Raw genomic sequence first — 25,130 nt, forward strand, 5'->3', positions numbered from 1 at the left:
CGTGAAAGCGTGTTGTTCCCGTGCCTGACTATCCTTATAACCTCCCTGAGACGATTCAATGAAAACCGTTCGGGCGCGGCGATCCGCCCCTTCACGGGAATCGCGGCAGGAACCGGCAGTCAGGGAGTTTCAACGTGACGGATTCCATTCTTCAGGACGGAAAACTCTATATCGGCACCAGCCGCAAGCCTGACGATACCACCAACAAGCCCGAATATCTCGACCTGAAGTTCGGCAACCGCCACGGTCTCGTGACGGGCGCGACCGGCACCGGCAAGACGGTGACGCTGCAGATCCTCGCGGAAGGTTTTTCCAATGCCGGCGTGCCGGTGTTCTGCGCCGACGTGAAGGGCGACCTTTCGGGTATCGGCGCGATGGGCGAGCCGAAGGACTTCCTCCAGAAGCGCGCCGACCAGATTGGGCTTACGCCCTACGAGTTCCAGGAATTCCCTGTTATCTTCTGGGATCTTTACGGCGAGAAGGGCCACCGCGTCCGCACCACCATATCCGAAATGGGTCCGCTTTTGCTCTCGCGTCTGATGAACGCGACGGATGCGCAGGAAGGTGTCATCAACATCGCCTTCAAGATCGCCGACCAGGGCGGCCTGCCGCTGCTCGACCTTAAGGATTTCCAGGCGCTGCTCAACTATATGGGCGAGAACGCCTCGACGCTTTCCAACCAGTTCGGATTCATCTCCAAGGCCTCGGTCGGCTCGATCCAGCGCGAACTGCTCATCCTCGAACAGCAGGGCGCCGTGCAGTTCTTCGGCGAGCCGGCGCTGAAGATTTCCGACATCATGCGCACCACCAATGACGGGCGCGGCGCGATCTCGGTGCTGGCCGCCGACAAGCTGATGATGAACCCGCGCCTTTACGGCACCTTCCTCTTGTGGATGCTCTCCGAGCTCTTCGAGGTGCTGCCGGAAGTGGGCGATCCGGACAAGCCGAAGCTCGTGTTCTTCTTCGACGAGGCGCATCTCCTGTTCAAGGACGCGCCAAAGGTGCTGACCGAGCGGGTGGAGCAGGTCGTGCGCCTCATCCGCTCCAAGGGCGTTGGCGTCTACTTTGTCACGCAGAACCCGCTCGACGTGCCGGAAACGGTGCTCGCCCAGCTGGGCAACCGCGTGCAGCATGCGCTGCGCGCCTATACGCCGCGCGAGCAGAAGGCGGTGAAGACCGCCGCCGACACGTTCCGCCCCAATCCGGATTTCAATTGCGCCGAGGTCATCACCAATCTCGGCACCGGCGAGGCCCTGGTCTCCACGCTGGAGGGTAAGGGCGCGCCGTCCATGGTGGAACGCACACTGGTGCGCCCGCCGGCCTCGCGGCTCGGCCCCGTCACCGATGCGGAGCGCCAGTCGATCATGAAGGTGAGCCCTGTCGCCGGGCTCTATGACGAGGACTTCGACCGCGAGTCCGCCTACGAAATCCTGACGGCGCGGGCCAAGAAGGCAGCCGATGCCGCCGCCGCGCAGCAGCAGGCGGAAGCCGACCAGTCGAGCCAGCAATCCTCCGGCGGCAGCCGCTGGACCCTGCCCGGCTTCGGCGACGACGAACCCGCCGCCACGTCCGCCCCCAAGCAGGCCAAGCCCCGTGCGGGCTACCAGCGCGAAACGGTCGCGGAAGCGGCGATGAAATCCGTGGCCCGCACCGTGGCATCCTCCCTCGGGCGCGCGCTCGTGCGCGGAATTTTGGGGAGCTTGCGGCGGTAGGACTGCATCGGGGCTCAGTGCTCACACCCCTCTGTCCTGCCGGACATCTCCCCCACAAGGGGGGAGATTGAGTCGCGGCACCGTGTTGCCCTTCTCCCGCATGCTGGTGAAGCGAAGGTGCCGCTGCTTGCCGATCTCCCCCCTTGTGGGGGAGATGTCCGGCAGGACAGAGGGGGTAAACCGCCCGCCCCGTTGCAAACCGTGCCAGCCGATGGTATTTCCACGCCGTTCGCAACACGTAAGAGAGGGCTGTGCCGTGAAGGTCGGCTTCCTGCCACATCGCACACATGGCCCTGATCTTGCCCTGCAAATGCGTTTGCAGGGCTGATCGGAACGAACACACTTTCTTTTCTGGTCTGCCCTTCCGGCGATGCGGTTCACCGCATCCGATTTCCTTGTGCCTTCCGCGTGATCGACGGCCGATGCCGCGCCGCGAGGCCTTGCAGACCAGAGAATTCTCATGTCGCTCATCAATATCCGTGCGCTCGGCGTCACGCTTTCCGCTCCCCTTTTTTCGAACCTCAACCTCGCCGTTTCCAGCGGTGACCGCATCGGGCTCGTTGCCGCCAACGGACGCGGCAAGTCCACGCTGCTGAAATGCATCACGGGCGCATTCGAGCCGACGACGGGCGACATTACCCGCGCCCGCGGCCTGACCATCGGCCATATGGAACAACAGCTTGCGCCCGGCCTGGAAACGCTGACCTTCCGCGAGGCGGTGCTCGACGCACTGTCGGCCGGGCAGCAGGAAAGCGAAAGCTGGCGTGCGGATGTCACGCTCGAGGAACTGGAGGTGCCGCAGGACCTGCGCGAGCGTCCGCTCGCCGCACTCAGCGGCGGCTGGCAGCGCATCGCGCTGATCGCCCGGGTGCGTGTCAGCGAGCCGGACGTGCTTCTGCTCGACGAGCCGACCAACCATCTGGACCTGGAAAAGATCGCAAGGCTGGAAAGCTGGCTCGCCACCCTGCCGCGCGACATGCCGGTCATCCTCTCCAGCCACGACCGGGCGTTCCTCGATGCGGTGACGAACCGTACGCTGTTCCTGAGGCCCGAGCGCTCGCAGGTCTTCGCACTGCCCTACTCCCGTGCCCGCGCTGCGCTGGATGAGGCGGACGCAGCCGAGGAGCGACGCTTCGAGAAGGACATGAAGACGGCCGCGCAACTGAGACACCAGGCGGCGAAGCTGCACAATATCGGCGTCAATTCCGGCAGCGACCTGCTGGTGGTGAAGACCAAGCAGCTCAAGGCCCGCGCGGAACGCATCGAGGATGCGGCGCGTCCCGCCCATCACGAGAACGGCGCCGGGGCCATCCGGCTCGCCAATCGCGGCACCCATGCCAAGGTGCTGGTGACGCTGGAGGATTGCCCGGTCGAAACACCCGACGGCACGCTTCTCTTCCGCACCGGCAAAAAGTTCATCTGCCAGGGCGACAGGATCGTGCTACTTGGCCTCAACGGCACCGGCAAGACACGGCTGGTGCGGCGGCTGAAGGCGGCGATCGAAGGTGAGGCGCAGGAGGGCATCAAGCCGACGCCCTCGCTCGTGCTCGGCTATGGCGACCAGGCGCTTTCGGACCTGTCCGACGACGAGACGCCGCATGGCACGATCATACACCGCTTCGATGTGGGCGACCAGCGGGCACGCAGCCTGCTGGCCGGCGCGGGCTTTTCCATGGAGATGCAGGGGCGGCCGGTCGGGTTGCTGTCGGGCGGGCAGAAGGCCCGGCTCGGCATGCTGGTGCTCAGGCTCACCAATCCGAACTTCACCCTGCTCGACGAGCCCACCAACCATCTCGATATCGACGGACAGGAAGCGCTGGAGCGCGAACTGACGGCCCAGCAGGCGAGCTGCCTCTTCGTCTCGCACGACCGCGCTTTCGTACGGGCGGTGGCGAACCGCTTCTGGCTCATCGAAAAGCGGCGGCTGATCGAAGTGGACGGGCCGGAGGACTTCTTCGAGGAAGCCGCGCTATTTGCGTGAGGCGATGCGCGGATCGCGGGCAAAATCCTCGCGTGAAAAGCCGATGCGTCTTGGCGGGTGGTCGCAGAGCGCCTGCACGCCGAGCGGCGAAAGCCGGATGCGCCAGGTCTGGCGCTCCACCGGCTTCGGCGCGGCAAAGCCTTTCGCCGTCAGAAGCGCCAGGTTGCTGCCGGCGCCGGGATCGCGCACCGAGCGATAGAGGATGGCGTCAATGCCGGCGGCACGGGCGGCATCGGCAAGCGCCTGGCAGGCGGCATAATCGGTCGGATGCGTCCAGGCGGGCGCATCACGGTCGAGCGGCGGCCGTGTGAGATCGAGGGCCTGCCCGGTCGCAACCGCAGCGGAAAAGGCGGTGTAGTCGGCGGCATTGGATGGCAGAGGCGTCGTGGGCGATTCGGAAAAGAACAGCAGCCGGTAGAAGGCCATTTCCGCCAAAGCCGTCTCCACCGTCAGCCCGGCATAATAAACGCCGAGCGTGCGGCCGGCGCGGCGGAACCGCGACCCGTGCGGATAAACCGCGCCATAGCGGAAAGGTGTGGCGAGCAGATAATCGAGGCCCGCGCATTCGGGCGGCAGCACGGGCTTGCTCTCTTCGAGCAGGTCCTCCAATAGCGCCTGCTCGTCCAGCGTATCCACGAGTTTCAGGGTGGAGACGCGATGCTGCGCCTCGACGAGCCGCCACACCTCGCCCGCAAAAGGCCGCGCCTCAGACGAGAGCGCGACGGGCGTCCAGATAGGCAAGGACATCGACAAGGCCTGAAATGGAAACGATACGATCGACGGGGCGGGCCTGGAGAACCGTGTTCTCCGCGCTCATCCAGGCGCGGGCCACGCCCTCGTCACCCCCGGTGATGGCATCGAGCGAGCGGAACAGGCGCACGAGCAGGACGGCGAGTTCGAACGGCTTGGTGCCGCGCTCGAGAAGCACATCCTGCCGCTTGAGCCGCGAGACCGTGGCCTCCGACACCCCGATGACCGCTGACAGGATACGCGCCGTTAGGCCAAGCCGTTCGGCCGCATTGACCGCCGCCTTGGTGAGCACGACGCCTTCGGCATTGGCTTGAAGGGCAGGTTTGCGCTGCATGATGCGATCTCCTTTCATGGGAAAGAATATAGCCGATATTTTTCCAATGACAAGGGATTGCGGGGCCACAAATCACTCCCCGACAGCAAAGAGCCCGGATGCAGGGACATCCGGGCCTTTGGGGAGGTCATGACTGATGCGGCTTACTTGCAGACCTTGATCTTCCTGATCACGACGTTGCCGTAGTAATCGTAGGACTTCACCTTCTTGATGAAACACTGCGGCTTGTAGCCATAACCGTAATTGCCGGCCTGCGAGGGCGCGGCGAAGGAGGCGGCGGCAATGAAGGCGATGGTGGCGGAAACGATGAACTTGCGCATGGATCTCTCCTGATGTCCGGGAACGACGAGCTGTTCTCGTCCGGTGATCAAAAGGTCTCACAGCGCGGCTTCCTGCGCTGTTTCCGCGGGAACACGCAGAAAGGCCGCCCCGGATGGTGACGGGGCGGCCTTTTGAATATCTGACGGCTGATCAGGCGATCGTCGTCTTGACGTCCAGATTGCCGCGGGTGGCGTGGCTGTACGGGCAGACGACATGCGCCTTCTTGACGAGATCCTCGAGCACGGCCTTATCGACGCCCGGGACGGACACTTCCAGCGCAGCCTCGATTCCGAAACCGCCGCCATCCTCGCGCGGGCCGATGCCGACCGTCGCGGTAACCTTGGCGTCATCGGGGATCTTCACCTTTTCCTTGCCGGCGACGAACTTGAGCGCGCCGAGGAAGCAGGCGGAATAGCCCACGGCAAAGAGCTTTTCCGGGTTTGCGCCGGTGGCGCCATCGCCGCCAAGTTCCTTGGGAACCGTCAGCGTGACATCGACGGTGCCGTCTTCGGTTGCGCCATGGCCAGCGCGGCCGCCGGTTGCAGATGCCTTGGTCCTGTAGAGAATGGGCATGGGTGTCTCCTTTCCTGTGTTGATGATTGTTGATAGCGCAAAATTAGATTGTGCGCAATATGATTTTGCAAAATTGCAATTTCTGTCGTTTTCTGCGACAATGGCACCATGACAGACAAACGTGACGAAGCCGAGACCGACGACATTCCGCCAAGCGCGCTGGCGCTCGACCAGCAGCTTTGCTTTGCCGTCTATTCCGCGGCGCATGCGTTCAACCGCACCTACAAGCCGCTGCTCGACGCCTACGGCCTCACCTATCCGCAATATATCGTGCTGATGACGCTGTGGGAGGAAGATGGGCGTACCGTGAAGGCGCTGGGCGAAACACTCGGGCTCGATTCCGGCACGCTCTCGCCTCTCCTCAAGCGGCTGGAGGCGGCGGGCCATATCCGCCGCGCCCGCGACAAGGCCGACGAGCGGCAGGTGCTGATCACCCTCACTGACAAGGGCAAGGCCATGCAGGACGCAGCCATCGGCATCCTCAAGGGGATCCGCCAGGCGACGGGCTGTACGGTAGAGAACCTGCAGGCGCTGACGGGCGAGCTGCAACAGCTCTCCGCCCGTCTGGAAGCAGCCGCGCGGCACGATACGGCCGCGTAAAGACGGCCTTTCCCCAGATCCTTCACGCGCAGACCTGTTGCCGGCCGCCCCTTGCCGCTAGAGTGCACCAGGCGGCAGATCAGAGCCGTGTCTGGGGGAACGATTGAACTGGCAGTGGTCCTGGCAACGGGCGAACCTTGCGGCGGGCATCTGGTGCCTTGTCGTGGGCATCGGCATGATGACGTTCTGGCTCATGGAGCCGGTCGATCTCGCCGGCCACCTGCCCTTCCTTTTCGGCATGAAGTTCAATGCGGCTCTTGCGGCCGTCATGACGGGGGCCGCCCTGCTCCTGTCGGCGCGCGGTCTGCGGACCCTGCCGACGCTCCTGCTGCTGGTGGTCCTGATCTATGGTGTGCTGGCCCTGTCGCAGCACGTCCTTGCGATCGACGTCGGCATCGACACGCTCCTGAACACGCCCTTCATGGACATCGGAACGAGCCGGCCGGGCCGCATCGCACCGAACACGGCCCTCTGCTTCATTCTCGTGAGCCTCGCGCTCCTGCTGCGCATCATCAGGCGGAAGACCGACACAGTACAGGTCCTGCTCGGGCTCTCGGCCATCATCATCGCCGCTGCTGCCCTTGTCGGCTATGCGATCGCGCTCGATATCGCCCATGACTGGATCCGCTTCACGCGCATGTCCATTCCAAGCGCCAGCTGTTTCATCGCGCTCGGCATGTCGATCGTTTTCGTCGACACCGAGGAAACCGGCTACCACCGCTCGACGCTCGCCAGCATTCTGGGCCTTTCGACCTATCTCGTGCTGCTGGCGATGGCCTACTACGAGCTGGCCCGCTATGAGACCGCCTTCGGCATCACGTTTACCGCGGATACCGGCAATGGGCGCTCCACGCTCACCTCGCTCATCGTGATCTCCGGCGTGCTTTACGGCGGGCTGGTGGCACATCTCTATTTTTCATCGCGCCGGGCGCGCCGCATGGCCGACGACCTTGCCGAAAGCCGCGCGCGGCTTGCCGCCGTCATCGACAACGCGGTCGACGGCATCATCCTGATCGACGACCGCGGCATCATCCTCAAGGTCAACGCGGCATGCACCCGCATCTTCGGCTACGGTTCCGACGACATGATCGGCCAGAACGTGAAGATGCTGATGCCCGATCCCTATCACCGCGACCACGACCGTTATATCTCCAACTACCAGCGCAGCGGTGAGGCCAAGGTCATCGGCATCGGCCGCGAGGTGGAAGGCCGGCGCCAGAGCGGCGAGATCTTCCCGCTCGATCTTGCCGTCGCCCGCATCGATCTCAACGGCGCGACGATCTATAGCGGCATCGTGCGCGATATTTCCGAGCGCAAGGAGAGCGAGCACGCACTGATCGACGCCAATACAGAGCTCGAGGAATTTGCCTATCGCACCTCGCACGACCTGCGTTCGCCGATCGCCTCCTCCATGGGCCTGCTCAAGATTTCGCGCATGATGCTGGCGGACGGCGATCTCAAGGGACTCGCACAGACACTCCAGCGCATGGAGAAGAATTTCGGCCGGCTCGACCACCTCATCCAGAACATCATCACCATCACGCGCAACCGCCTGATGGAAGAGGAAAAGAGCACCATCTCTCTTCGTGCAGCGGTCTCCGATGCCATCGATTCTCTCTCCCATCTGGAAGAGTTCAGGCGCATCCGCATCGAAAATCACATTGCCGCAGAATTGACAATTATCAGCAATCCATCGAAGTTCGACGTCATCGTCGGCAACATGCTGTCCAACGCGATCAAGTATCACGATCCGCAGGAGGCGCAGCCGAGGATCGATATCCGCGCCCTCCGCTCCGCCGGCGGGATACGGCTATCGGTAGAGGACAACGGCCTGGGCGTTCCGCCCGCCAGCCGCCATTTGTTGTTCAGGATGTTCAAACGGCTGCACCCAAACCGATCCTTCGGCAGCGGGCTGGGCCTTTATATATTGAGGAAAAGCGCAGAATCGCTTGGCGGCACTGCGCTCTACGAAGCAAGAGACAAGGGAAGCCGGTTCATCATTGAGCTGCCCGTCGAGGAAACACATGAAAATCCAATCGATCCTGGTCGTCGATGACGACGAGAACGATCAGTTCATCTGCGAATACACGATTCGCAAATACGACTCGGCCATCCGCGTGCTCAAGGCCTTCGACGGCGCCGAAGCACTCGATGTGCTGCGCGGCGACACGCCGGATGCCATCATCCTCGACATCAACATGCCCGTGATGAACGGTTTCGAGTTCCTCGACCGCTATGCGCAGGAATTCGAGGTCCACGCCCCCGTCGTCGCGATGCTCACCAGCTCGCATCTCGGCAAGGACCGCGAACGGGCCATGCAATACGATTTCGTCAAGAGCTATTTCGAAAAGCCGCTGGAATCCGACCATCTGCGCGTGATGGCCGAGCTGCTGGGCTGAAGGGGGTTTTGGGCGTTGGCCCCATTTCGGGGGCAATCCTGGTTGTGGCCCCCACGCATTCACCGATTTGCGCACCCGTTTCGCTTTCCCGCCTGCCTTTCCGTAAAAGCTTCGCCATAGTGGGCGCATGTCCACGATTCGCCCCCTGATTCCACTTCTCGTCACCGCCGGTATCCTGATCGGCGGCAACGGGCTGCAGGGCACGTTCATCGCGTTGCGCGCGGCCAATGAGGGCTTCTCGACGTCGGTGATCGGCATCGTCGGCGCGGGCTACAGCATCGGCTTTGCCATCGGCTGCATCTACGTGACGCGCGTGCTGCGGGCCATCGGTCATATCCGCACCTTCTCCGCCATGGCGGCCATCGCGTCGGCCTCGGCCATCGCCATGGTGCTGGTGATCGATCCCATCTTCTGGTTCGCCATGCGGCTGGTCGCCGGGATCTGCTTCGCCAGCCTCTTCGCCACCGTCGAAAGCTGGCTGAACGCCTCCGTCACCAATGCCAACCGGGCGCGCACGCTCTCCGTCTACCGCCTGGTCGACCTCGGCTCGGTGACAGCCGCGCAATACGTCATTCCCGGCTTCGGCATCGGCGGTTTCGAGATTTTCGCCTTCATCGCCATGGCACTGTCGCTGTCGCTGGTGCCGATCTCGCTTGCCGACCGCTCCAGCCCCACCGTGCCGGAGGCGATCCGCTTCGACGTGAAGAAGCTGTGGAACATCTCGCCGCTCGCCACCGTCGGCTGTATCGTCGTGGGCCTGACCAATGCGGCCTTCCGCAATCTCGGGCCGATCTATGCCCACGACATCGGGCTTTCGGTGACGGCCATCGCGAGCTTCATGAGCGCGGGCATCGTCGGCGGGGTCGTGCTGCAATATCCGCTCGGCATCTATTCCGACAGGCTCGACCGGCGCCTGATCATTCTCGTCGCCACGTTCGGCTCAACGCTCGCCGCGCTCTATCTCGCCTTCTTTGCCGGCGGCAACGAATGGAAGAACCTCGTCGGCATCTTTGTCTTCGGTGCCTTTGCCATGCCGCTCTATTCGCTCTGCTCTGCCCACGCCAACGATCATGCCGGGGAAGGCGAGCATGCGCTGGTTTCGGCCGGCATGCTGTTCTTCTGGTCCTGCGGGGCGATCATCGGGCCGCTCTTCGCCTCCGTGCTGCTCCAGTTCTTCGGACCGCAGGCGCTCTTCCTCTATACCGCCATCATCCTCTTCGCCTTTATGGGCTATACGGCCCTGCGCATGAGCGCACGGCCCGGAGTACCGACGGGCGCACGCCGCAGCCGCTTCCGCAACCTGCTGCGCACCTCCTTCTTCTTCAACAAGCTGGCCGCACCGGAGAAGGAGCGCCGCGAAAAGCGCTGAGCTGCGGCAATCTGGTCTCGCACCGCTTATTGATGAGCGCGCAAGTCAGGTTTAGAAGCAGGCAACGCACCGGAGGGATTGCCATGCTGACACGTCGCACGCTGATGAAGGGCGCACTCGTCGCGGGTGCCTATGCCGGCGGAATGAGCCTTGCCGGCCAGCTTGGCAAACCGGCAAGTGCGAAGGCCGCAACGACGCTCCTCACCCGACGCACCGATGCGCTCATCACCGACAAGGGGCCGACCAGGGCGGCCATGACCTATGGCGACGCCGAGGTGCCGCCGGTGTTGCGCATGCGCCGCGGCTTGCCATTCGCGCTGCGCCTCGAAAACGGGCTGGACGAGCCGACCACGGTGCACTGGCACGGTCTGCGCATCGACAACAGGATGGACGGCGTGCCCTTCCTCACGCAGCCCTATGTCTATGGCGGCGACGGTTTCGACTATGCCTTCACGCCGCCCGATGCCGGCACCTTCTGGTATCACCCCCATTGCAACACGCTGGAACAGATGGGCCGCGGCCTCGCCGGCGTGATCGTGGTCGAGGACCCGACCGACCCGGTCTTCGACGCCGAGATCGTGCTCAATCTGCGTGACTGGCGGCTGGGCGGCGACGGGCAGTTCATCGCGCAGTTCAAGCCGCGCGACGCTGCGCGCGCCGGCACCTTCGGCACGGTGCGCACCGCCAACTGGCGCCAGACACCACAATACGATGCGCCGGCGGGTGGGCTCGTGCGGCTGCGCATCGCCGCCACCGACGTCACCCGCATCCTGACCCTGAATGTGGATGGCGCCGAAGCGCTCGTGATCGCCGCGGACGGCAATCCCACGGCAGACCGTTTCAAGCTCGATCACCTGATGATCGGCCCCGGCCAGCGACTGGACCTTGCGCTGCGCATGCCCGACAGCGAGGGCGCAGTTGCCGCGCTGATGGACCTGCGCGGCACGAAGCCCGCCACGCTCGTCACCTTCCGCGCCACCGGCGCCTCGCTGAAACGCAATCTCCAGGATCTGCCGGCGCTCGCCGCCAATCCCCTCTCCGAACCCGACCTTTCGGCGGCGACGGAAATCCCGTTCATCCTGTCGGCCTCAGCGGAGGAGCGTCCGAAGGACGGTATCTGCGGATCGCTCGGCTACAATTTCTGGGCCATCAACAAGGTGCCTTGGGCCGATGACAGCGGCGACCCGACCGCGCCGCTCGCCGAGATGAAGGCGGGCAGGACCTATATCTTCAATGTCGAAAACCCGACGCCGCAGGTGCACCCGCTCCACCTGCACGGCCTCGTCTTCAAGCCGATGAACTCCAACAAGCAGGCGTTTCGCCCGCATTTCTCCGACACCTATCTCATCCTGCCGGACGAGAAGGTGCAGCTGGCACTCGTGGCCGACAATCCCGGCGACTGGGTCTTCCATTGCCACATCATCGAGCACCAGAAGACCGGCATGACGAGCTATGTGCGGGTGACGTAAGGCGTGGCACCGCCGCTTTAACCCGAAATTTTCGATTGTGGCAAAACCGTGGAACGTCTAAAGCTGCCCGATCCAAAAAATCGAGAAAGCCGGCCAAGTCCTTATGCAGATCATCGAGACAACCGCAGCCCTTCGCGACGCCTGTGAGACGCTCGCCCGTTCCGAGTATCTGACGATCGACACGGAGTTCCTGCGGGAAACGACGTTCTGGCCGGAACTTTGCCTCATCCAGCTCGCCGGGCCGGAGATCGAGGTCATCGTCGATCCGCTGGCCAAGGGTCTGGACCTTGCGCCCTTCTTCGAGCTGATGGCCAACCCTGATGTGCTGAAGGTGTTCCACGCAGCAAGGCAGGACATCGAGATCATCTTCAACCGCGGCAACCTGCTGCCGCATCCGATCTTCGATACGCAGGTCGCGGCCATGGTCTGCGGCTTCGGCGACAGCGTGTCCTATGACCAGCTCGTGCAGAAGATCAAGGGCGTGCATATCGACAAGTCCTCGCGCTTCACCGATTGGAGCCGCCGGCCGCTGACCGACAAGCAGCTCGAATATGCGCTGGCCGACGTCACCCACCTGCGCGACGTCTATCTGGCACTCAAGGAGAAGCTGGAGGAAGCGGGCCGCTCGCTGTGGCTGACGGAAGAAATGGCCGTGCTGGAATCACGCGAGACCTACGACCTGCACCCTGATGACGCCTGGCGCCGCCTCAAGATGCGCGTCAAGAAGCCGGTGGAGCTGGCCGTTCTGCAGAAGGTGGCCGCCTGGCGCGAACGCGAGGCGCGCAGCCGCAATGTGCCGCGCTCGCGCATCCTCAAGGACGACACGATCTACGAGATCGCGCAGCAGCAGCCGGCCGACGCCGAGGCGCTGGCCCGCCTGCGCACCATTCCCAAGGGCTGGGAGCGCTCGCAGTCGGGTGCCGCCCTTCTCGAGGCCATCGGCGAGGCGCTTGCCATCCCGAAGACCGACCTGCCCCGTCTGCCGCGCCAGAACCATGTTCCCGAGGGCGCAGCCTCCGCCAGCGAAATGCTGAAGGTGCTGCTCAAGATCGTCTCCGAAAAAGAAGGCGTCGCGGCCAAGATCATCGCCAATTCCGACGATCTCGAAAAGATCGCCATCGAGGGCGAGGCGGCCGAAGTCGCCGCCCTTTCCGGCTGGCGCCGCGAACTCTTCGGCGAGACCGCGCTCAACCTTATCGGCGGCAAGGTCGCGCTGCGCTTCGTCGACAAGAAGATCGAGGCCGTCGAGCTTTAAGCTTCATGCGTGAAGCCTGGCGCCCTTGGTGATGCGATCCACGGTCTTCTTGTCGGCATGCATCGCGATGCCGACGATCTTGGCATCGTCAGGACGGAACGTCGCGAAGACCGCACGATTGGCGGCGTCATGGCCGGTCGAGAACATCTCCTCGATATAGACGGATGCGGGCAACGCACGTTCAAGCGCGCGGGCATGGATCTTTGAAAGCGTCGCGCCGTCGGCCGACAGCACGATGATCGGCTGCACGCTGAGCGCGTTATAGACATGGCCGGCCGCATCGCGATAAGCTTCGCCGATCAGTTCCGGCTTCTGGCCGATGATGCCGCTCGACAGGAACGCGGTGACATTGAGCTTCTGCCACACCTCCAGATCCTCGCGCAGCACGACGGCGAACTTGGTATCGAACATTCGGATATACTCCCGGGAAAAGGCTGCGGACCATTCCGCAGACAATGCGATAGCAGGCGCGGTCGAGGGCCCGCTTGAACGTTCGTGCACGGACAGGGACAAGGACCGCATCGTCGTCGCGCCCGAGCTTGCCGGCATCGAGCGGATCGAGGCCCGGTTCCGCGGCAAGGGCTTCGACCTGCACCGGCACGATACCTATGCGCTGGGCGTCACCATGGCCGGCATCCAGACCTTCCGCTATCGCGGCGCGTCGCGGTTCAGCCCGCCCGGCAATGTCATCGTGCTGCATCCCGACGAACTGCACGACGGCGCGGCCGGCACCGATGACGGGCTGACCTACCGCATGATGTATATCCCGCCGGAGCGGTTCCTGCCGGCGACGGCTGAACGCGGGCGCGCCCTGCCCTTCGTGGCAAGCCCCGTCGTCGACGATGTCGGGCTGGCGCGGCTGCTGCTCGAGGCCTTCGGCAGCATGGGCGAAGCGTTCGAACAGCTGAAGTTCGACGAGCTCATGGCGGAGATTGCCATCGCGCTGCTCGACCATGCCGGTGCGCCGCAGGCACGGTCGGAACGGCTTGCGCAGCCGGAGGTCCTGAGAGCCTGCGCCTTCCTGCGGGAAAACATCGTCCGGCAGGTCAGCGCTCAAGACCTCGAAGAGGTGACCGGCCTCGACCGCTTTGCGCTTGCCCGGCAGTTCCGCCGAGTGCTCGGCACCAGCCCGCACCGCTATCTCGTCATGCGCCGGCTGGAATGCGCGCGCGCTCTGATCACTGCCGGCGAAAGCCTCGCGGAAGCCGCCTTCGCCAGCGGCTTTGCCGATCAGGCCCATCTCAGCCGCCACTTCAAGAAAGCGCACGGCATGACGCCCGGACGCTTCGCCGCGCTTTCCGCAGGGCGCGGCCGCTAGCGCATTGTTTTCATCGCATTATCCCACGCCGAAGCGATGCCGCTTCGGCCGGAAATGCTCTAATCCACACCCCCGTCACGAAAGCGACAAGCAACTGTCAAGCAGCGGTCATGCACGCTGCCTATCAACTGGCGTCGCTTTGCAAACCCACGGGGATAACGATGACCAGACACCTTTTCACCACCGCTGCCCTTGCGCTGCTGATGACCACGACCGCGCTCGCCGCGGAGACCGAATTTACCGCCACGCTGAAGGCGCATGCGATCCTTCCGGCCGACACGATCCTCGCCGCCCCCGATGACGCGGCCGATTATCTCAAGACCTCCGGCAAGTTCACCACCGCCGACCGCAAGCGTAGCGATGCGCCCGGCACTGTCATGGGCAAGGACGGCGTGCGCGAGACCGGCCTTGCACTGCCCTTCGCAGGACAGCCAATGCAGGGCTTCTCCGGCATCAAGGCCATGGAGGACGGCACGTTCTGGACGCTGTCGGACAACGGTTTCGGCACCAAGCTGAACTCGTCCGACGCCATGCTGATGCTGCATCATGTGCGCTTCGACTGGGACAAGGGCACGATGGAGCCGATCACGACGCTCTTCCTGTCCGACCCGGACAAGAAGGCGCCCTTCCCGATCGTCATGGAGGGTGCGGCCAAGCGCTACCTCACGGGCGCCGATTTCGATGTCGAATCCATCCAGCCCGTCGCCGACGGTTTCTGGGTCGGTGAGGAATTCGGCCCGTACATTCTGAAATTCGACCGTGAGGGCCGACTGACCGACGTCATCGCCACCGAGGTCGACGGCAAGCCGGTGGCTTCGCCCGACAATCCGACGCTTGCCGTGCAGGCCGATCCGTCCAAGGCGATGCCGGCCTTCAACCTCAAGCGCTCCGGCGGCTATGAAGGCCTGGCCCTTTCGAAGGACGGCTCGAAGCTCTACGGCCTGCTGGAAGGCCCGATCTGGCTAGACAATGCCAATGTCGAGAAGGCCGAAGGTCGCCCGGCTCTGCGCATCATCGAGCTCGACGTCGCGTCCAAGGCCTGGACGGGCCGCAGCTGGCTCTATCCACTTGCCGAAGGCGGCGAGGCCATCGGCGACTTTAACATGCTGGACGAGACGACGGCACTGGTGATCGAGCGCGATAACGGTGCGGGTACCGCCGACAAGGCCTGCGCCGATGCGAAGGACCCGAAGCCGGACTGCTTCGCCACGCCCTCAAAGGTCAAGCGCATCTACAAGATATCCATGACGGACGACAACGCCGGCAAGGCCGTGCGCAAGATCGGCTATATCGACCTTCTGAAGATCGCCGATCCCGACAACAAAAAGCGCCAGGGCGGCGGCGACGGCTTCTACGACATGCCGTTCGTCACCATCGAGAATGTCGACCGCGTGGACGACACCCACATCATCGTCGGCAACGACAACAACCTGCCCTTCTCCGCCGGCCGCGCGCTCGACAAGGCCGACGACAACGAATTCGTGCTGCTGGAAGCGGGCGCGTTTTTGAAGGCGGAGTAAGCCACATCAGCCTTCTCCCCGCTTGCGGGGAGAAGGCTTAAAAGGCCTGGCCATCATTCAACCGGAAAGGTCAATGCAGTTTGTTACCGCGGATCGACAAACTGCAGGATCAGCTGGTGGACATTGCCGCCCTCGCTCATTTCGACGTTGTCGAAATCGCGGCTGCGCGCGCGCTGGGCTTGCGAGAGCTCGCCAAGCCGGGCCTGGAGCGCGGGACGGATCTTCTTGCAGTTCGGATCGTCCTCGACGCGCATGCCCACGCTCATCGCCTCGATCTCATTCACCATGTCCTTGATGAAGTCGCCATGGATTTTCTCATGCGCGGTCACGCCGGCGATGAAGGTGTCCCAGCGGCTCTTCATCGGTTCGGAGAGCTTGGTCTTCAGCTGCGGCAACGTGTAGGTGATGATGAGCTTCGGCTTGTTGACCGTGATGACGCAGGCATTGCCCTGCCGCTCGTATTTGCGCGTCCAGGTCAGCTTGAATCCGGTATGGGCTATGACGCGGGCCACACCGAGCTTGGGGCCGCGCTCGCCGATGGAGCGATAGATGTCGAGGCCCGTCGTGCCCTGCACCGAATAGGGTTCGACACGCTCCACCGCCTGCCAGTCCTGCGCCATGGCGCCGGTGGCAAGAAAAAGGCCGATGAGAAAGCCCGTCACGCGCATGGTCTGCCTCACAGGAAACGATAGGCAAGCTTCTTGCCGGTGAGCCGCGCAAGCTGCTGGAGGCGGGCATCGAGCCGTTCGCCGGCCAGTTCCGCATGCTCAGGAGGCACGACCAGCTCGAGATCGACATCGGACATGCTCGACGTGCGGAAGGCCAGATGCGGAACGACACCCGGCATGGACGCCGAAAACGGATAGACGACACGCAGGAGACCGCCCACCAGCTTGGCGAGTTCGCGCAGGCGCGGCGTGGCGATGGAGGCGAGCGAACTGCTGACCGTATCGTCGTTCAGGCCCTCGAAGCGATAGTAGTTCGTGAGCGCAATGAAGGCGCGGCCGGGATGGGTGATGCCGATGAAGGTGCCGTGCGCGATGAGGTTCAGCGCCTGAAGGCCGCGGTAATCAGGATGGGCGCGCCAGCTGATATCGGCAAGCAGGCAGGCGGCCTCGCGATAGCGCCGCTCCTCGTCCGTCTCGGTGATGCCGAACAGCGGCATCGCGCGGCCTGTCCATTCGGCAAGTTCGCGGGCATGTTCGGGCGAGCGGGCGCGCAGGATGGCGAGTTCGCCGGCGGCGGCCAGCAGCGGATCGCGTGCCTTCTCGCGTTCGGGCAGCAGCGAATAGAGATAGCCCTCGCGCACGCCCTGCGCGGAAAAGAAGACCCGCGATGGCTTCATGATCGCGATCGTCTCCTGAAGCGCGACGGCGCCGAAAGGAAGCAGGTTGCGGCGGCTCTTGGAGATCGCCGCATAGGCCGGGTCCTTCTGGTCCTTGGCCGTGACGATGTCGGTCAGGAAATCCATGGCGTCGGAAAAGTTCAGTTCGTAGCCCTGGATCATGTGGAGCGGATAGTTCTGCACTTCCATGTGCAGGGCACCGATGGCGCGCCAGGTGCCGCCCACGGCATAGAAGGCGCGGCCCGCTCCCTTCTTCAACGGATTGGCGGTGCGCAGGAACTTGCGGGCCACGATGCGCGCCTGTGCGGGCGAGCCGCCGGAGGCTTCCGACAGCCGGATGCCGCCGAGCGGAAGCGTAATGCCCTTGCCGATCGCGCCGCCCGCGACATCGATCAGCTCCAGCGAGCCGCCACCGAGATCGCCGACGATGCCGTCGGGGTCATGGAAGCCGCTGACGATGCCGAGCGCGGAGAAATAGGCCTCCTCCTCGCCGGTCAGCACGCGCACCTTCTGGCCGAGGATCATCTCCGCCTGATGAATGAAATCGGGGCCGTTTTCGGCCTCGCGCGCCGCCGCCGTCGCAAGCGCGAACATGGTGGTGGCGCGGGCCTGCGCGGAAAGCGCCTTGAAACGATGAAGAGCTGCCAGAGCGCGGTCGACGCTCGCCTGGTCCATGCGGCCGGTCCGGGCAAGCCCCTTGCCGAGGCCGCACATGACCTTCTCGTTGAAGAGCGTGGCCGGCGACCGGCTCATACCCTCGTAGATGACAAGACGAATCGAGTTGGAACCGATATCCACGACCGAGACCGGGGCAATTCCAGGCAAACGCCCCTGGGCTTCAGATTCGACCATGCATATCCAGTTTTACTTCTTGCGGCGCCCTTGCCAGCCCGCGATCGCCTTCGGTGCCGAGGACTTCAGGGCCTCGCCCCGGCCGGAGAGGCTGGGGTTGGTCATGAAGTAGTGCTGAGCATTGAACGGTTCGGCGCCGGGCTGCACTTCCATGCGCCGGGACGTTCCGTCGGGAAGAATCTCGTAGCTCTGCTGGTTATCGATAAGATTGCCCAGCATGATCTGCGAGAGTACCTGCTCATGCACCGTCCGGTTGATCAGAGGCACGAGTGTCTCGACCCGCCGGTCCAGGTTGCGCGGCATCATATCCGCGGAGCCTATATAGACCAGCGCCTTGTCGGATGGAAGCCCGTGGCCATTGCCGAAGCAGAAGATGCGGGAATGCTCCAGGAAGCGACCGACGATGGACTTGACGTGGATGTTGTCCGAGAGCCCCGGCACCTGCGGGCGCAGGCAGCAGATGCCGCGCACCACCAGATCCACTTCCACGCCTGCCTGGCTGGCGCGGTAAAGCGCGTCGATGATGTCGGGATCCACAAGAGAATTCATCTTCATCCAGATCGCCGCCGGCGCACCGTTCTTGGCATGCGCGATCTCTTCGTCGATGTGACGCAGGATGCGCGGGCGCAGCGTATAGGGCGAGAAGGCGAGCTTCATGCCGGCCTCGGGCTCGCCGTAGCCGGTGATGAAGTTGAAGATGTTCGCCATGTCGTTGGCGATGGTCGGGTTGCAGCTGAAGAAGGACAGGTCCGTATAGATTTTCGCCGTGATCGGGTGATAGTTGCCCGTGCCGAGGTGGCAATAGGTGCGAAGCCGGTTCTCCTCGCGCCGCACCACCATCGACATCTTGGCGTGGGTCTTGAGTTCGATGAAGCCGAAGACGACCTGCACGCCGGCGCGCTCCAGATCGCGCGCCCAGCGGATGTTGGCCTCCTCGTCGAAGCGGGCCTTGAGCTCGACCAGCGCCGTTACCGACTTGCCGGCCTCCGCCGCATCGATCAGCGCGCGCACGATGGGGCTGTCGTTGGAGGTACGGTAGAGCGTCTGCTTTATCGCCAGAACGTCAGGATCGCGCGCAGCCTGGAGAAGGAACTGGACCACCACGTCGAAGCTTTCGTAGGGGTGGTGGACGACCATGTCCTTTTCGCGGATGGCGGCGAAGCAGTCTCCGGCGTGCTCTCGGACGCGTTCGGGAAATCGCGCATTGTAGGGCTCGAACCTCAGGTCGTTGCGCGGAGCCTTGGCGATCTCCGACAGCGTGTTGAGGGCAAGCAGGCCCGGCAGAACGGCGACGCGGTTATCCGGCACGTTGAGTTCGCCGACGACGAAGCGGCGCAGTGATTCCGGCATTTCCGAGTCGGTTTCGATGCGGATCACCGACCCGCGGCGGCGTCGCTTGAGCGCGGTCTCGAAGAAGCGTACCAGATCTTCCGCCTCTTCCTCCACCTCGATATCGCTGTCTCTGATGATGCGGAACGTGCCCGAGCCGCGCACGATGTAGCCCGGGAAGAGCCGTCCGATGAACAGGCCGACGACATCCTCCAGCGTGATGTAGCGGATGGCACCCTCGGCATCCGGCAGGCGGATGAAGCGGTCGAGCGCGACCGGCAGGCGCAACAGCGCCGTCATCGGCTCCTTGCCCATCGTGCTTTCCAGCTGGAGGCCGATGGAAAAGCCGAGGTTGGGGATGAACGGGAACGGGTGCGCCGGATCGATCGACAGCGGGGTCAGCACCGGGAAGATCGACTGGTTGAACTCCTGCTGGAGCCAGGCCTTGTCGTCGCTCGTCAGTGCCACCGGGCGCACAATGCGGATGTCTTCCTTGGCGAGATATTGCTGGAGCACGGCAAGCGAGGCCTGCTGCTCCATCTGGAGATTGTCGATCTCCTTCAGGATGTCGTCGAGCTGTTCGGCCGAGGTCTTGCCGTCGGGGCTGCGGATGGCGATGCCCTGCCGCACCTGACCTTCCAGGCCGGCGACGCGCACCATGAAGAACTCGTCGAGATTGGCCGCCGAGATCGACAGGAAGCGCACGCGCTCTAGCAGCGGATGGGCGGTGTTCAGCGTTTCCTCGAGAACACGACGGTTGAACTGGAGCCAGGAGAATTCACGGTTGATGAAGCGCTCCGGGCTCGCCATCAGCGCTTCGACATCGACGCGCGCGCCCTCCGGCTGCGCCTGCTCGACGGGCTTGTCGCCCGACATGTCGGAAGTCGCTGTATCCATGAAAGGTTCCGTCCCTTGGCCGCCGCGTCCCCCGTCTTTGCGGCGGAAACGATTTCTGCTTTAACGCGAAGCGCTTAGAGCAGTTTGACGACAGAACTGTGACAGTCAATCCACAGAGTGGGCTTCATCGGGAAATTCACCGGCGCCCACCATCTCGCCCAGCACTTCCTGCGCCAGCTGGCGCGTGATGCGGCTGCCGCGGGCAAGGGCCAGCCGGTCCAGCCGGTCCACCAGCGTCTGGGCTGCCTCCAGCGAGCGCTCCATGCGCGCCACGATATAGGCGACGAGCCTGTCATCGACGAAGAGCTGGCGGTCGGCGAAGAGCTTGACGATGACCTGCGACAGGAGTTCGTCATCGGGCTCGCCGATCTCCACCACGGTCGCCGCCTTCAGGCGCGAGCGCAGGTCCGGCAGCTCGACTACCCAGGACATCGGCCAAAGCCTCGATGTGATGAGCAGGGTGTGGCCGTGCTGGCGCACATTGTTGATGATGTGGAACAGGGTGCGGTCGTCGAAGCCGGCGCGGTCGGCATCCTCGATGAGGACCGGCCCCTGTTCGGCCGCCTGTTCGGCGCCGGTTCCGGGCATCGCCTCGATGAGGCGCGCGCCGGTCCGCTCGCGCCAGATCGCGGCGAGATGGGATTTTCCCGAGCCGACGGGTCCGGCGATGACGACGACGGGCGCGGGCCAGTGCGGCCAGGCATCGATCATGGCGACGGCCGCATCGACGGGACCGGCGACCAGCAGGTCGTCCCGTCCCGTTGCGGGATCGTGCCCGAAGGCCAGCGGCAACTGTTCGGCGGTCTTGCGCGAGGTCATGCGTCTACCCGGGTACTCTGTCTCATTCACCGCGCGGCAGGCTTTCCTGCGGCAGGCTCTCCTCCAGGAGAATGGGCTTCTTGCTGCCGTAATAGAGGTCGCTGTCAAGGTAACGGTTGAGGCCGAAGCGGACAAGCACGCCCACGGCAGCCGCCGCCGGCACGGCGATCATCAGCCCGACGAAGCCGAACAGCGCGCCGAAGGCGACCAGCGCGAACATCAGCCAGACCGGGTGCAGCCCGACCCGCGAGCCCACGAGCTTCGGCTGGAGGATATTGCCCTCGATGAACTGGCCGGAGAAGAAGATGCCGGCGATGAGCGCGATCATCCAGTAATCGGGCCAGAACTGCACGACCGCCACGCCGATGGCCAGCACCAGACCGACCAGCGAACCGACATAGGGAATGAAGCTGATGATGCCGGCGAAAAGGCCGATCAGCAGACCGAAATTCAGGCCGGCGAAGGACAGGCCGACACCGTAGTAAAGGCCGAGGATAATGCAGATGGAGCCCTGCCCGCGCACGAAGCCGGCAATCGCCGCATCCATTTCGGACGCGATCTGGCGGACATCGGCGACATGGTCACGGGGTACGCAGCTGTCCACCTTGTCGATCATGCGGTCCCAGTCGAGCAGCATATAGAAGGCGACGACGGGCGTGATGACCAGCAGCGAGACGATGTTGACTAGCGCCATGCCGGAGTTCCACAGCTGCTTGAAGACCGTGCCGAGGAAACCCGCGCCTTCCGCCAGAATGGAAGAGAAGCTCTGCTTGATCGTGTCCATCTGGCTGCTGATCCAGCTGGGCAGCAGATCGGGGTTGAAGCTCGCCACGAGCTGCTGGAGCTGGGTGACGTAGGTGGGCAGCTTTTCCAGGAAATCGGCGGCCTGTGTTGCCAGAAGCGGGATGATGATCATCAGCGACAGCGCGAACAGCACGACGAAGGCGAAGAGGATGAGCACCGTCGCCATCATGCGGCTGAGGCCAAGCCGCTCCAGCCGGTCGGCGACCGGATCAAGGAAGTAGGCCAGCGCCATGCCCGCGATGAAGGGCAGTAGGATATCGCTGAAAATGAGGAGGAAGATCACGAAGACGATGAGCGCGATGATCCAGAAGATCACCTGCCGCTTCAGTCCCGCGCCGCTGATATGGGCCGCCATCGCGCCTCTTCCCGTGTTTGCCTTTATATCAGCAGATAGGATGCGGGCCGGAGAAACGTCAAGGCTCGGCGGCTATAAGTGGAACCGGCAAGGCGTTTTCCTCGATTTCCCCATATCGCTCGGGAATTCTTCCGGTCACAGGAGTGGGCAAATCGGTGAAAAAAGCCCGGTTTTCCCGGCATTCGACTTGCACTTGCCGTCCCATCATGCCAATCGGGCGCGAACAGCCTGAACCCGGAGACGAGAGCATGAGCCAGTCGGAGAAGAACGGTCTGACCTATAGCGATGCAGGTGTCGATATCGATGCCGGCAACCTGATGGTCGAGAAGATCAAGCCGGCCGTGCGCTCGACGCGCCGCCCGGGCGCGGATGGCGAGATCGGCGGCTTCGGCGGCCTGTTCGATCTCAAGGCCGCCGGCTTCACGGATCCGGTCCTCGTGGCGGCCAATGACGGTGTGGGCACCAAGCTGAAGATCGCCATCGACGCCGACCGCCACGACACTGTCGGCATCGACCTTGTCGCCATGTGCGTCAACGATCTCGTGGTGCAGGGCGCCGAACCGCTCTTCTTCCTCGACTACTTCGCCACCGGCAAGCTCGATCCCGATCAGGGTGCGGCCATCGTGCAGGGCATCGCGGAAGGCTGCCGCCAGGCCGGCTGCGCGCTGATCGGCGGCGAGACCGCCGAAATGCCGGGCATGTATTCGCACGGCGACTACGACCTCGCGGGCTTTGCCGTGGGTGCGGCCGAGCGCGGCCAGTTGCTGCCGGCCGGCGACATTGCCGAAGGCGACGTCATCCTCGGCCTCGCCTCCTCCGGCGTGCATTCCAACGGCTATTCGCTGGTGCGCAAGATCGTTTCGCTCTCCGGCCTCGCCTGGGATGCGGCCGCCCCCTTCGACGCCGACAAGACGCTCGGCGAAGCGCTGCTCACACCGACGAAGATCTATGTGAAGCCGCTTCTCAAGGCGATCCGCGAGTCCGGCTCCATCAAGGCGCTGGCCCATATCACCGGGGGCGGCTTCCCGGAAAACATTCCGCGCGTGCTGCCCAAGCACCTTGCCGCCGAGATCGACCTCGATGCCGTCAAGGCGCCGGCCGTTTTCTCCTGGCTTGCCCGCACCGGCGGTGTGGAAGCCCATGAAATGCTGCGCACCTTCAACTGCGGCGTCGGCATGATCGCCGTCGTGCCGGCCGACAAGGCCGATGCCGTTTCAGCCGTGCTTTCCGCCGAAGGCGAGACCGTCTTCCGCCTCGGCCGCATGGTCGGCCGTGAAGAGGGTGCCGCCGGCACGATCTACAAGGGCACGCTCGCCCTATGACGCCCCCTGCCCGCAAGCGCGTCGTCGCCTTCATTTCCGGCGGCGGCTCCAACATGCTGGCGCTGGCAAAGGCGGCGGAAGCGGCGGATTTCCCGGCCGAGATCGTCGCTGTCTTCTCCGACAAGGCGGATGCCGGCGGGCTTGCCAAGGCCGAAGCGCTCGGCATTGCAACGCATACCTTCCTGCGCAGGGACTATGCCGACAAGGAGGCCCACGAGGCGGCAATCCTTGCGGCGCTCGAGGCGCTTGCGCCCGATCTCATCTGCCTTGCCGGCTATATGCGCCTGCTCTCCGGCACCTTCATCAACCGCTATGAAGGCCGCATCCTCAATATCCACCCGTCGCTGCTGCCGCTCTTTCCGGGCCTCAACACGCACCAGCGCGCCATTGATGCGGGCATGCGCCTTGCCGGCTGCACGGTGCATTTCGTGACTGAGGGCATGGATGAAGGTCCGGTGATCGTTCAGGCCGCCGTGCCGGTGCTGCCGGCCGATACCGCCGATACGCTGGCCGCCCGCGTGCTGACGGTCGAGCACCGGAGCTATCCGCTGGCGCTGCGGCTCGTGGCGGAGGGCAAGGTGCGCATGGAGGGCGGCAAGACCGTGACATCCGGCGACCTGCCGCAAATCGAAGGCGCGCATCTCATTTCGCCGGCGACGGTTTAGGGATACCCCTCCGCCCTGCCGGCATCTCCCCCACGAGGAGGGAGATTGAATCGCGGTTGCGCCCCGCCCAACGCTATCATTGCACATGAAGAGATGTCCGAACGTCTGCCGATCTCCCCACCTGTGGGGAGATGCCCGGCAGGGCAGAGGGGGGCCCGACGGGCCCCATGCATCAGATCACGAGAATCGGTGCCTTGCCCTTCACGCGGTCGTAGAGGTCCATCACATCCTGGTTGAGCATGCGCACGCATCCGGATGAGACGGCCTTGCCGATCGACTTCCATTCCGGCGAGCCGTGCAGGCGGTAGAGCGTGTCCTGGCCGTTCTGGAAGATGTAGAGGGCGCGCGCGCCGAGCGGGTTGTTGAGGCCGCCGGCCATGCCGCCGTTGGCGCCGGAATATTTCACCAGTTCCGGCTGGCGCTTGACCATTTCGTCCGGCGGCGTCCACTTCGGCCAGGCCTGCTTCCACTGGATGACGCCACGGCCCGACCAGGCAAAGCCCTGCCGGCCGATGCCCACACCGTAGCGCATGGCACGGCCATTGGCGAGGATCAGGTAGAGGAAGCGGTTGCCGGTATCGACGATGATCGTGCCCGGCCGCTCAGCGAAAGGGCTTTCCACCTCCTGACGGTAGAAGCGCGCATCGATCTGCTGGTAGGGCACGGCGGGCACCTGGAAGCCGCCGTCGTTCACCGGGCCGTATATGGCGGCGTAGCGCGAGGAATCGGGCAGAAGGCCGGAGGGCGGCGTCTGGCCGTAGATGCTGATCGGTCCGCGGTTGTCGATATATTCCGGGCGTCCCTCGAGCGCGGGATTGCGGAAATAAGGCCGGGTCTGCTCGCGGAACTCGTCGGTGTTCATGGACGAGGTGCAGCCGGCAAGGCCGCTGGCCATGGCAAGGCCGGAAAACTGGAGAAAACGGCGACGGGAAAGCGCGGTATCGGTCATGGAAGGGTCGGTATCCGTTTTACGGAGGCGGGATGAGCGAAGGCTGAATCACTAATGAATGCAGGGCGCATTAGGTCCACAACCCTGCCCTAAATGTGGCAAATGCGGCTGGTGTCAGGCTTGCGCGCCACAATTCCGCCGGGGTGTCACCAATGCGTCACTCTACCAAAGTGGTCCTTTACGCTGTATCCC

The 25,130-nt window shown here is 64.0% G+C and carries 23 protein-coding genes; 12 read left to right on the plus strand and 11 right to left on the minus strand.

Going from position 1 to position 25,130, the window contains the following annotated elements:
- Nucleotides 1-146 precede the first annotated feature (146 nt).
- On the plus strand, nt 147-1,712 hold the full coding sequence (locus tag MKI86_RS03780; protein ID WP_241597861.1) for a helicase HerA-like C-terminal domain-containing protein: 1,566 nt from the start codon (nt 147-149) through the stop codon (nt 1,710-1,712).
- Nucleotides 1,713-2,172: 460 nt separating this feature from the next.
- Nucleotides 2,173-3,693: an ABC-F family ATP-binding cassette domain-containing protein gene (locus MKI86_RS03785; protein WP_241597444.1), complete on the plus strand. Its 1,521-nt coding sequence runs from the start codon at nt 2,173-2,175 to the stop codon at nt 3,691-3,693.
- Here MKI86_RS03785 and MKI86_RS03790 read toward each other — a convergent pair.
- From MKI86_RS03790 to MKI86_RS03805, 4 genes are all read right to left on the minus strand, one after another.
- Entirely contained in the window at nt 3,682-4,440 is a 759-nt protein-coding gene (locus MKI86_RS03790) for an RES family NAD+ phosphorylase (RefSeq protein ID WP_241597447.1), read from the minus strand. The two genes, MKI86_RS03785 and MKI86_RS03790, sit on opposite strands and share 12 nt — an antisense overlap.
- Nucleotides 4,400-4,777 carry an MbcA/ParS/Xre antitoxin family protein gene (locus MKI86_RS03795; protein WP_241597450.1) on the minus strand — a complete coding sequence of 126 codons (378 nt, stop codon included), beginning with the start codon at nt 4,775-4,777 and terminating at the stop codon, nt 4,400-4,402. Before MKI86_RS03795 ends, MKI86_RS03790 begins: the two co-directional genes overlap by 41 nt.
- 143 nt (nt 4,778-4,920) lie before the next feature.
- Nucleotides 4,921-5,097: a hypothetical protein gene (locus tag MKI86_RS03800; protein ID WP_241597453.1), complete on the minus strand. Its 177-nt coding sequence runs from the start codon at nt 5,095-5,097 to the stop codon at nt 4,921-4,923.
- Nucleotides 5,098-5,248: 151 nt separating this feature from the next.
- A complete protein-coding gene (locus MKI86_RS03805) occupies nt 5,249-5,671 on the minus strand; it encodes an organic hydroperoxide resistance protein (protein WP_241597456.1) in 423 nt (140 codons plus the stop codon).
- 108 nt (nt 5,672-5,779) lie between these two features.
- On the opposite strand from MKI86_RS03805, the gene MKI86_RS03810 reads away from it, so the two are divergent.
- The 6 genes from MKI86_RS03810 (at nt 5,780) to rnd (ending at nt 12,763) form a co-directional block, all read left to right on the plus strand.
- On the plus strand, nt 5,780-6,271 hold the full coding sequence (locus tag MKI86_RS03810; RefSeq protein WP_241597460.1) for a MarR family winged helix-turn-helix transcriptional regulator: 492 nt from the start codon (nt 5,780-5,782) through the stop codon (nt 6,269-6,271).
- A 103-nt stretch (nt 6,272-6,374) separates the two neighbouring features.
- Nucleotides 6,375-8,327, plus strand: coding sequence for a sensor histidine kinase (locus tag MKI86_RS03815; RefSeq protein ID WP_241597464.1), 1,953 nt, complete (start codon nt 6,375-6,377; stop codon nt 8,325-8,327).
- A complete protein-coding gene (locus tag MKI86_RS03820) occupies nt 8,296-8,670 on the plus strand; it encodes a response regulator (protein ID WP_241597484.1) in 375 nt (124 codons plus the stop codon). Before MKI86_RS03815 ends, MKI86_RS03820 begins: the two co-directional genes overlap by 32 nt.
- Nucleotides 8,671-8,797: 127 nt before the next feature.
- On the plus strand, nt 8,798-10,039 hold the full coding sequence (locus MKI86_RS03825; protein ID WP_241597485.1) for an MFS transporter: 1,242 nt from the start codon (nt 8,798-8,800) through the stop codon (nt 10,037-10,039).
- 77 nt (nt 10,040-10,116) lie between these two features.
- Nucleotides 10,117-11,508 (plus strand): multicopper oxidase family protein, encoded by a 1,392-nt coding sequence (locus MKI86_RS03830; RefSeq protein ID WP_241597865.1) that lies wholly within the window; start codon nt 10,117-10,119, stop codon nt 11,506-11,508.
- A gap of 109 nt (nt 11,509-11,617) precedes the next feature.
- A complete protein-coding gene (gene rnd / locus MKI86_RS03835) occupies nt 11,618-12,763 on the plus strand; it encodes a ribonuclease D (protein WP_241597868.1) in 1,146 nt (381 codons plus the stop codon).
- A 3-nt stretch (nt 12,764-12,766) separates the two neighbouring features.
- Here rnd and MKI86_RS03840 read toward each other — a convergent pair whose 3' ends face one another.
- The gene (locus MKI86_RS03840) at nt 12,767-13,174 is read right to left on the minus strand and encodes a DUF2000 family protein (RefSeq protein WP_241597488.1); all 408 of its coding nucleotides are present in this window, start codon (nt 13,172-13,174) and stop codon (nt 12,767-12,769) included.
- Between MKI86_RS03840 and MKI86_RS03845 the strand changes: the two genes are divergently transcribed.
- Together MKI86_RS03845 and MKI86_RS03850 are read left to right on the plus strand one after the other, a co-directional pair.
- On the plus strand, nt 13,161-14,081 hold the full coding sequence (locus MKI86_RS03845; RefSeq protein WP_241597491.1) for an AraC family transcriptional regulator: 921 nt from the start codon (nt 13,161-13,163) through the stop codon (nt 14,079-14,081). The two genes, MKI86_RS03840 and MKI86_RS03845, sit on opposite strands and share 14 nt — an antisense overlap.
- 161 nt (nt 14,082-14,242) lie before the next feature.
- Nucleotides 14,243-15,601: an esterase-like activity of phytase family protein gene (locus MKI86_RS03850; RefSeq protein WP_241597494.1), complete on the plus strand. Its 1,359-nt coding sequence runs from the start codon at nt 14,243-14,245 to the stop codon at nt 15,599-15,601.
- Nucleotides 15,602-15,684: 83 nt separating this feature from the next.
- Here the strand turns inward: MKI86_RS03850 and MKI86_RS03855 are convergent, their stop codons facing one another.
- From MKI86_RS03855 to MKI86_RS03875, 5 genes are all read right to left on the minus strand, one after another.
- Nucleotides 15,685-16,269: a DUF922 domain-containing Zn-dependent protease gene (locus tag MKI86_RS03855; RefSeq protein ID WP_241597497.1), complete on the minus strand. Its 585-nt coding sequence runs from the start codon at nt 16,267-16,269 to the stop codon at nt 15,685-15,687.
- 8 nt (nt 16,270-16,277) lie between these two features.
- Nucleotides 16,278-17,798: an exopolyphosphatase gene (gene ppx / locus MKI86_RS03860; RefSeq protein ID WP_241597500.1), complete on the minus strand. Its 1,521-nt coding sequence runs from the start codon at nt 17,796-17,798 to the stop codon at nt 16,278-16,280.
- Between the two features lie 12 nt (nt 17,799-17,810).
- Nucleotides 17,811-20,003 carry an RNA degradosome polyphosphate kinase gene (locus MKI86_RS03865; protein WP_241597871.1) on the minus strand — a complete coding sequence of 731 codons (2,193 nt, stop codon included), beginning with the start codon at nt 20,001-20,003 and terminating at the stop codon, nt 17,811-17,813.
- Between the two features lie 126 nt (nt 20,004-20,129).
- Nucleotides 20,130-20,843, minus strand: coding sequence for a DnaA regulatory inactivator HdaA (gene hdaA / locus MKI86_RS03870; protein WP_241597503.1), 714 nt, complete (start codon nt 20,841-20,843; stop codon nt 20,130-20,132).
- A gap of 22 nt (nt 20,844-20,865) precedes the next feature.
- Nucleotides 20,866-22,002, minus strand: coding sequence for an AI-2E family transporter (locus MKI86_RS03875; protein WP_241597506.1), 1,137 nt, complete (start codon nt 22,000-22,002; stop codon nt 20,866-20,868).
- Nucleotides 22,003-22,250: 248 nt separating this feature from the next.
- Here MKI86_RS03875 and purM point away from each other — a divergent pair, with 248 nt between their 5' ends.
- Nucleotides 22,251-23,324, plus strand: coding sequence for a phosphoribosylformylglycinamidine cyclo-ligase (gene purM, locus MKI86_RS03880; RefSeq protein ID WP_241597509.1), 1,074 nt, complete (start codon nt 22,251-22,253; stop codon nt 23,322-23,324).
- Nucleotides 23,321-23,989, plus strand: coding sequence for a phosphoribosylglycinamide formyltransferase (gene purN, locus MKI86_RS03885; protein WP_241597512.1), 669 nt, complete (start codon nt 23,321-23,323; stop codon nt 23,987-23,989). Before purM ends, purN begins: the two co-directional genes overlap by 4 nt.
- 172 nt (nt 23,990-24,161) lie before the next feature.
- On the opposite strand, the gene MKI86_RS03890 is transcribed toward purN, so the two are convergent.
- Nucleotides 24,162-24,938: a L,D-transpeptidase gene (locus MKI86_RS03890; protein ID WP_241597517.1), complete on the minus strand. Its 777-nt coding sequence runs from the start codon at nt 24,936-24,938 to the stop codon at nt 24,162-24,164.
- Between the last annotated feature and the right edge of the window lie 192 nt (nt 24,939-25,130).

This window comes from Shinella sedimenti, assembly GCF_022601905.1.
GTDB classification, from domain to species: Bacteria; Pseudomonadota; Alphaproteobacteria; order Rhizobiales; family Rhizobiaceae; genus Shinella; species Shinella sedimenti.

Bases quoted from the DNA above. Each gene is read 5' to 3' on its own strand.
- MKI86_RS03785 (WP_241597444.1), top strand. From the start codon at position 2,173: ATGTCGCTCATCAATATCCGTGCGCTCGGCGTCACGCTTTCCGCTCCC.
- MKI86_RS03790 (WP_241597447.1), bottom strand. From the start codon at position 4,440: ATGTCCTTGCCTATCTGGACGCCCGTCGCGCTCTCGTCTGAGGCGCGG.
- MKI86_RS03795 (WP_241597450.1), bottom strand. From the start codon at position 4,777: ATGCAGCGCAAACCTGCCCTTCAAGCCAATGCCGAAGGCGTCGTGCTC.
- MKI86_RS03800 (WP_241597453.1), bottom strand. From the start codon at position 5,097: ATGCGCAAGTTCATCGTTTCCGCCACCATCGCCTTCATTGCCGCCGCC.
- MKI86_RS03805 (WP_241597456.1), bottom strand. From the start codon at position 5,671: ATGCCCATTCTCTACAGGACCAAGGCATCTGCAACCGGCGGCCGCGCT.
- MKI86_RS03810 (WP_241597460.1), top strand. From the start codon at position 5,780: ATGACAGACAAACGTGACGAAGCCGAGACCGACGACATTCCGCCAAGC.
- MKI86_RS03820 (WP_241597484.1), top strand. From the start codon at position 8,296: ATGAAAATCCAATCGATCCTGGTCGTCGATGACGACGAGAACGATCAG.
- MKI86_RS03825 (WP_241597485.1), top strand. From the start codon at position 8,798: ATGTCCACGATTCGCCCCCTGATTCCACTTCTCGTCACCGCCGGTATC.
- MKI86_RS03840 (WP_241597488.1), bottom strand. From the start codon at position 13,174: ATGTTCGATACCAAGTTCGCCGTCGTGCTGCGCGAGGATCTGGAGGTG.
- MKI86_RS03850 (WP_241597494.1), top strand. From the start codon at position 14,243: ATGACCAGACACCTTTTCACCACCGCTGCCCTTGCGCTGCTGATGACC.
- MKI86_RS03855 (WP_241597497.1), bottom strand. From the start codon at position 16,269: ATGCGCGTGACGGGCTTTCTCATCGGCCTTTTTCTTGCCACCGGCGCC.
- ppx (WP_241597500.1), bottom strand. From the start codon at position 17,798: ATGGTCGAATCTGAAGCCCAGGGGCGTTTGCCTGGAATTGCCCCGGTC.
- MKI86_RS03865 (WP_241597871.1), bottom strand. From the start codon at position 20,003: ATGTCGGGCGACAAGCCCGTCGAGCAGGCGCAGCCGGAGGGCGCGCGC.
- hdaA (WP_241597503.1), bottom strand. From the start codon at position 20,843: ATGACCTCGCGCAAGACCGCCGAACAGTTGCCGCTGGCCTTCGGGCAC.
- MKI86_RS03875 (WP_241597506.1), bottom strand. From the start codon at position 22,002: ATGGCGGCCCATATCAGCGGCGCGGGACTGAAGCGGCAGGTGATCTTC.
- purM (WP_241597509.1), top strand. From the start codon at position 22,251: ATGAGCCAGTCGGAGAAGAACGGTCTGACCTATAGCGATGCAGGTGTC.
- purN (WP_241597512.1), top strand. From the start codon at position 23,321: ATGACGCCCCCTGCCCGCAAGCGCGTCGTCGCCTTCATTTCCGGCGGC.
- MKI86_RS03890 (WP_241597517.1), bottom strand. From the start codon at position 24,938: ATGACCGATACCGCGCTTTCCCGTCGCCGTTTTCTCCAGTTTTCCGGC.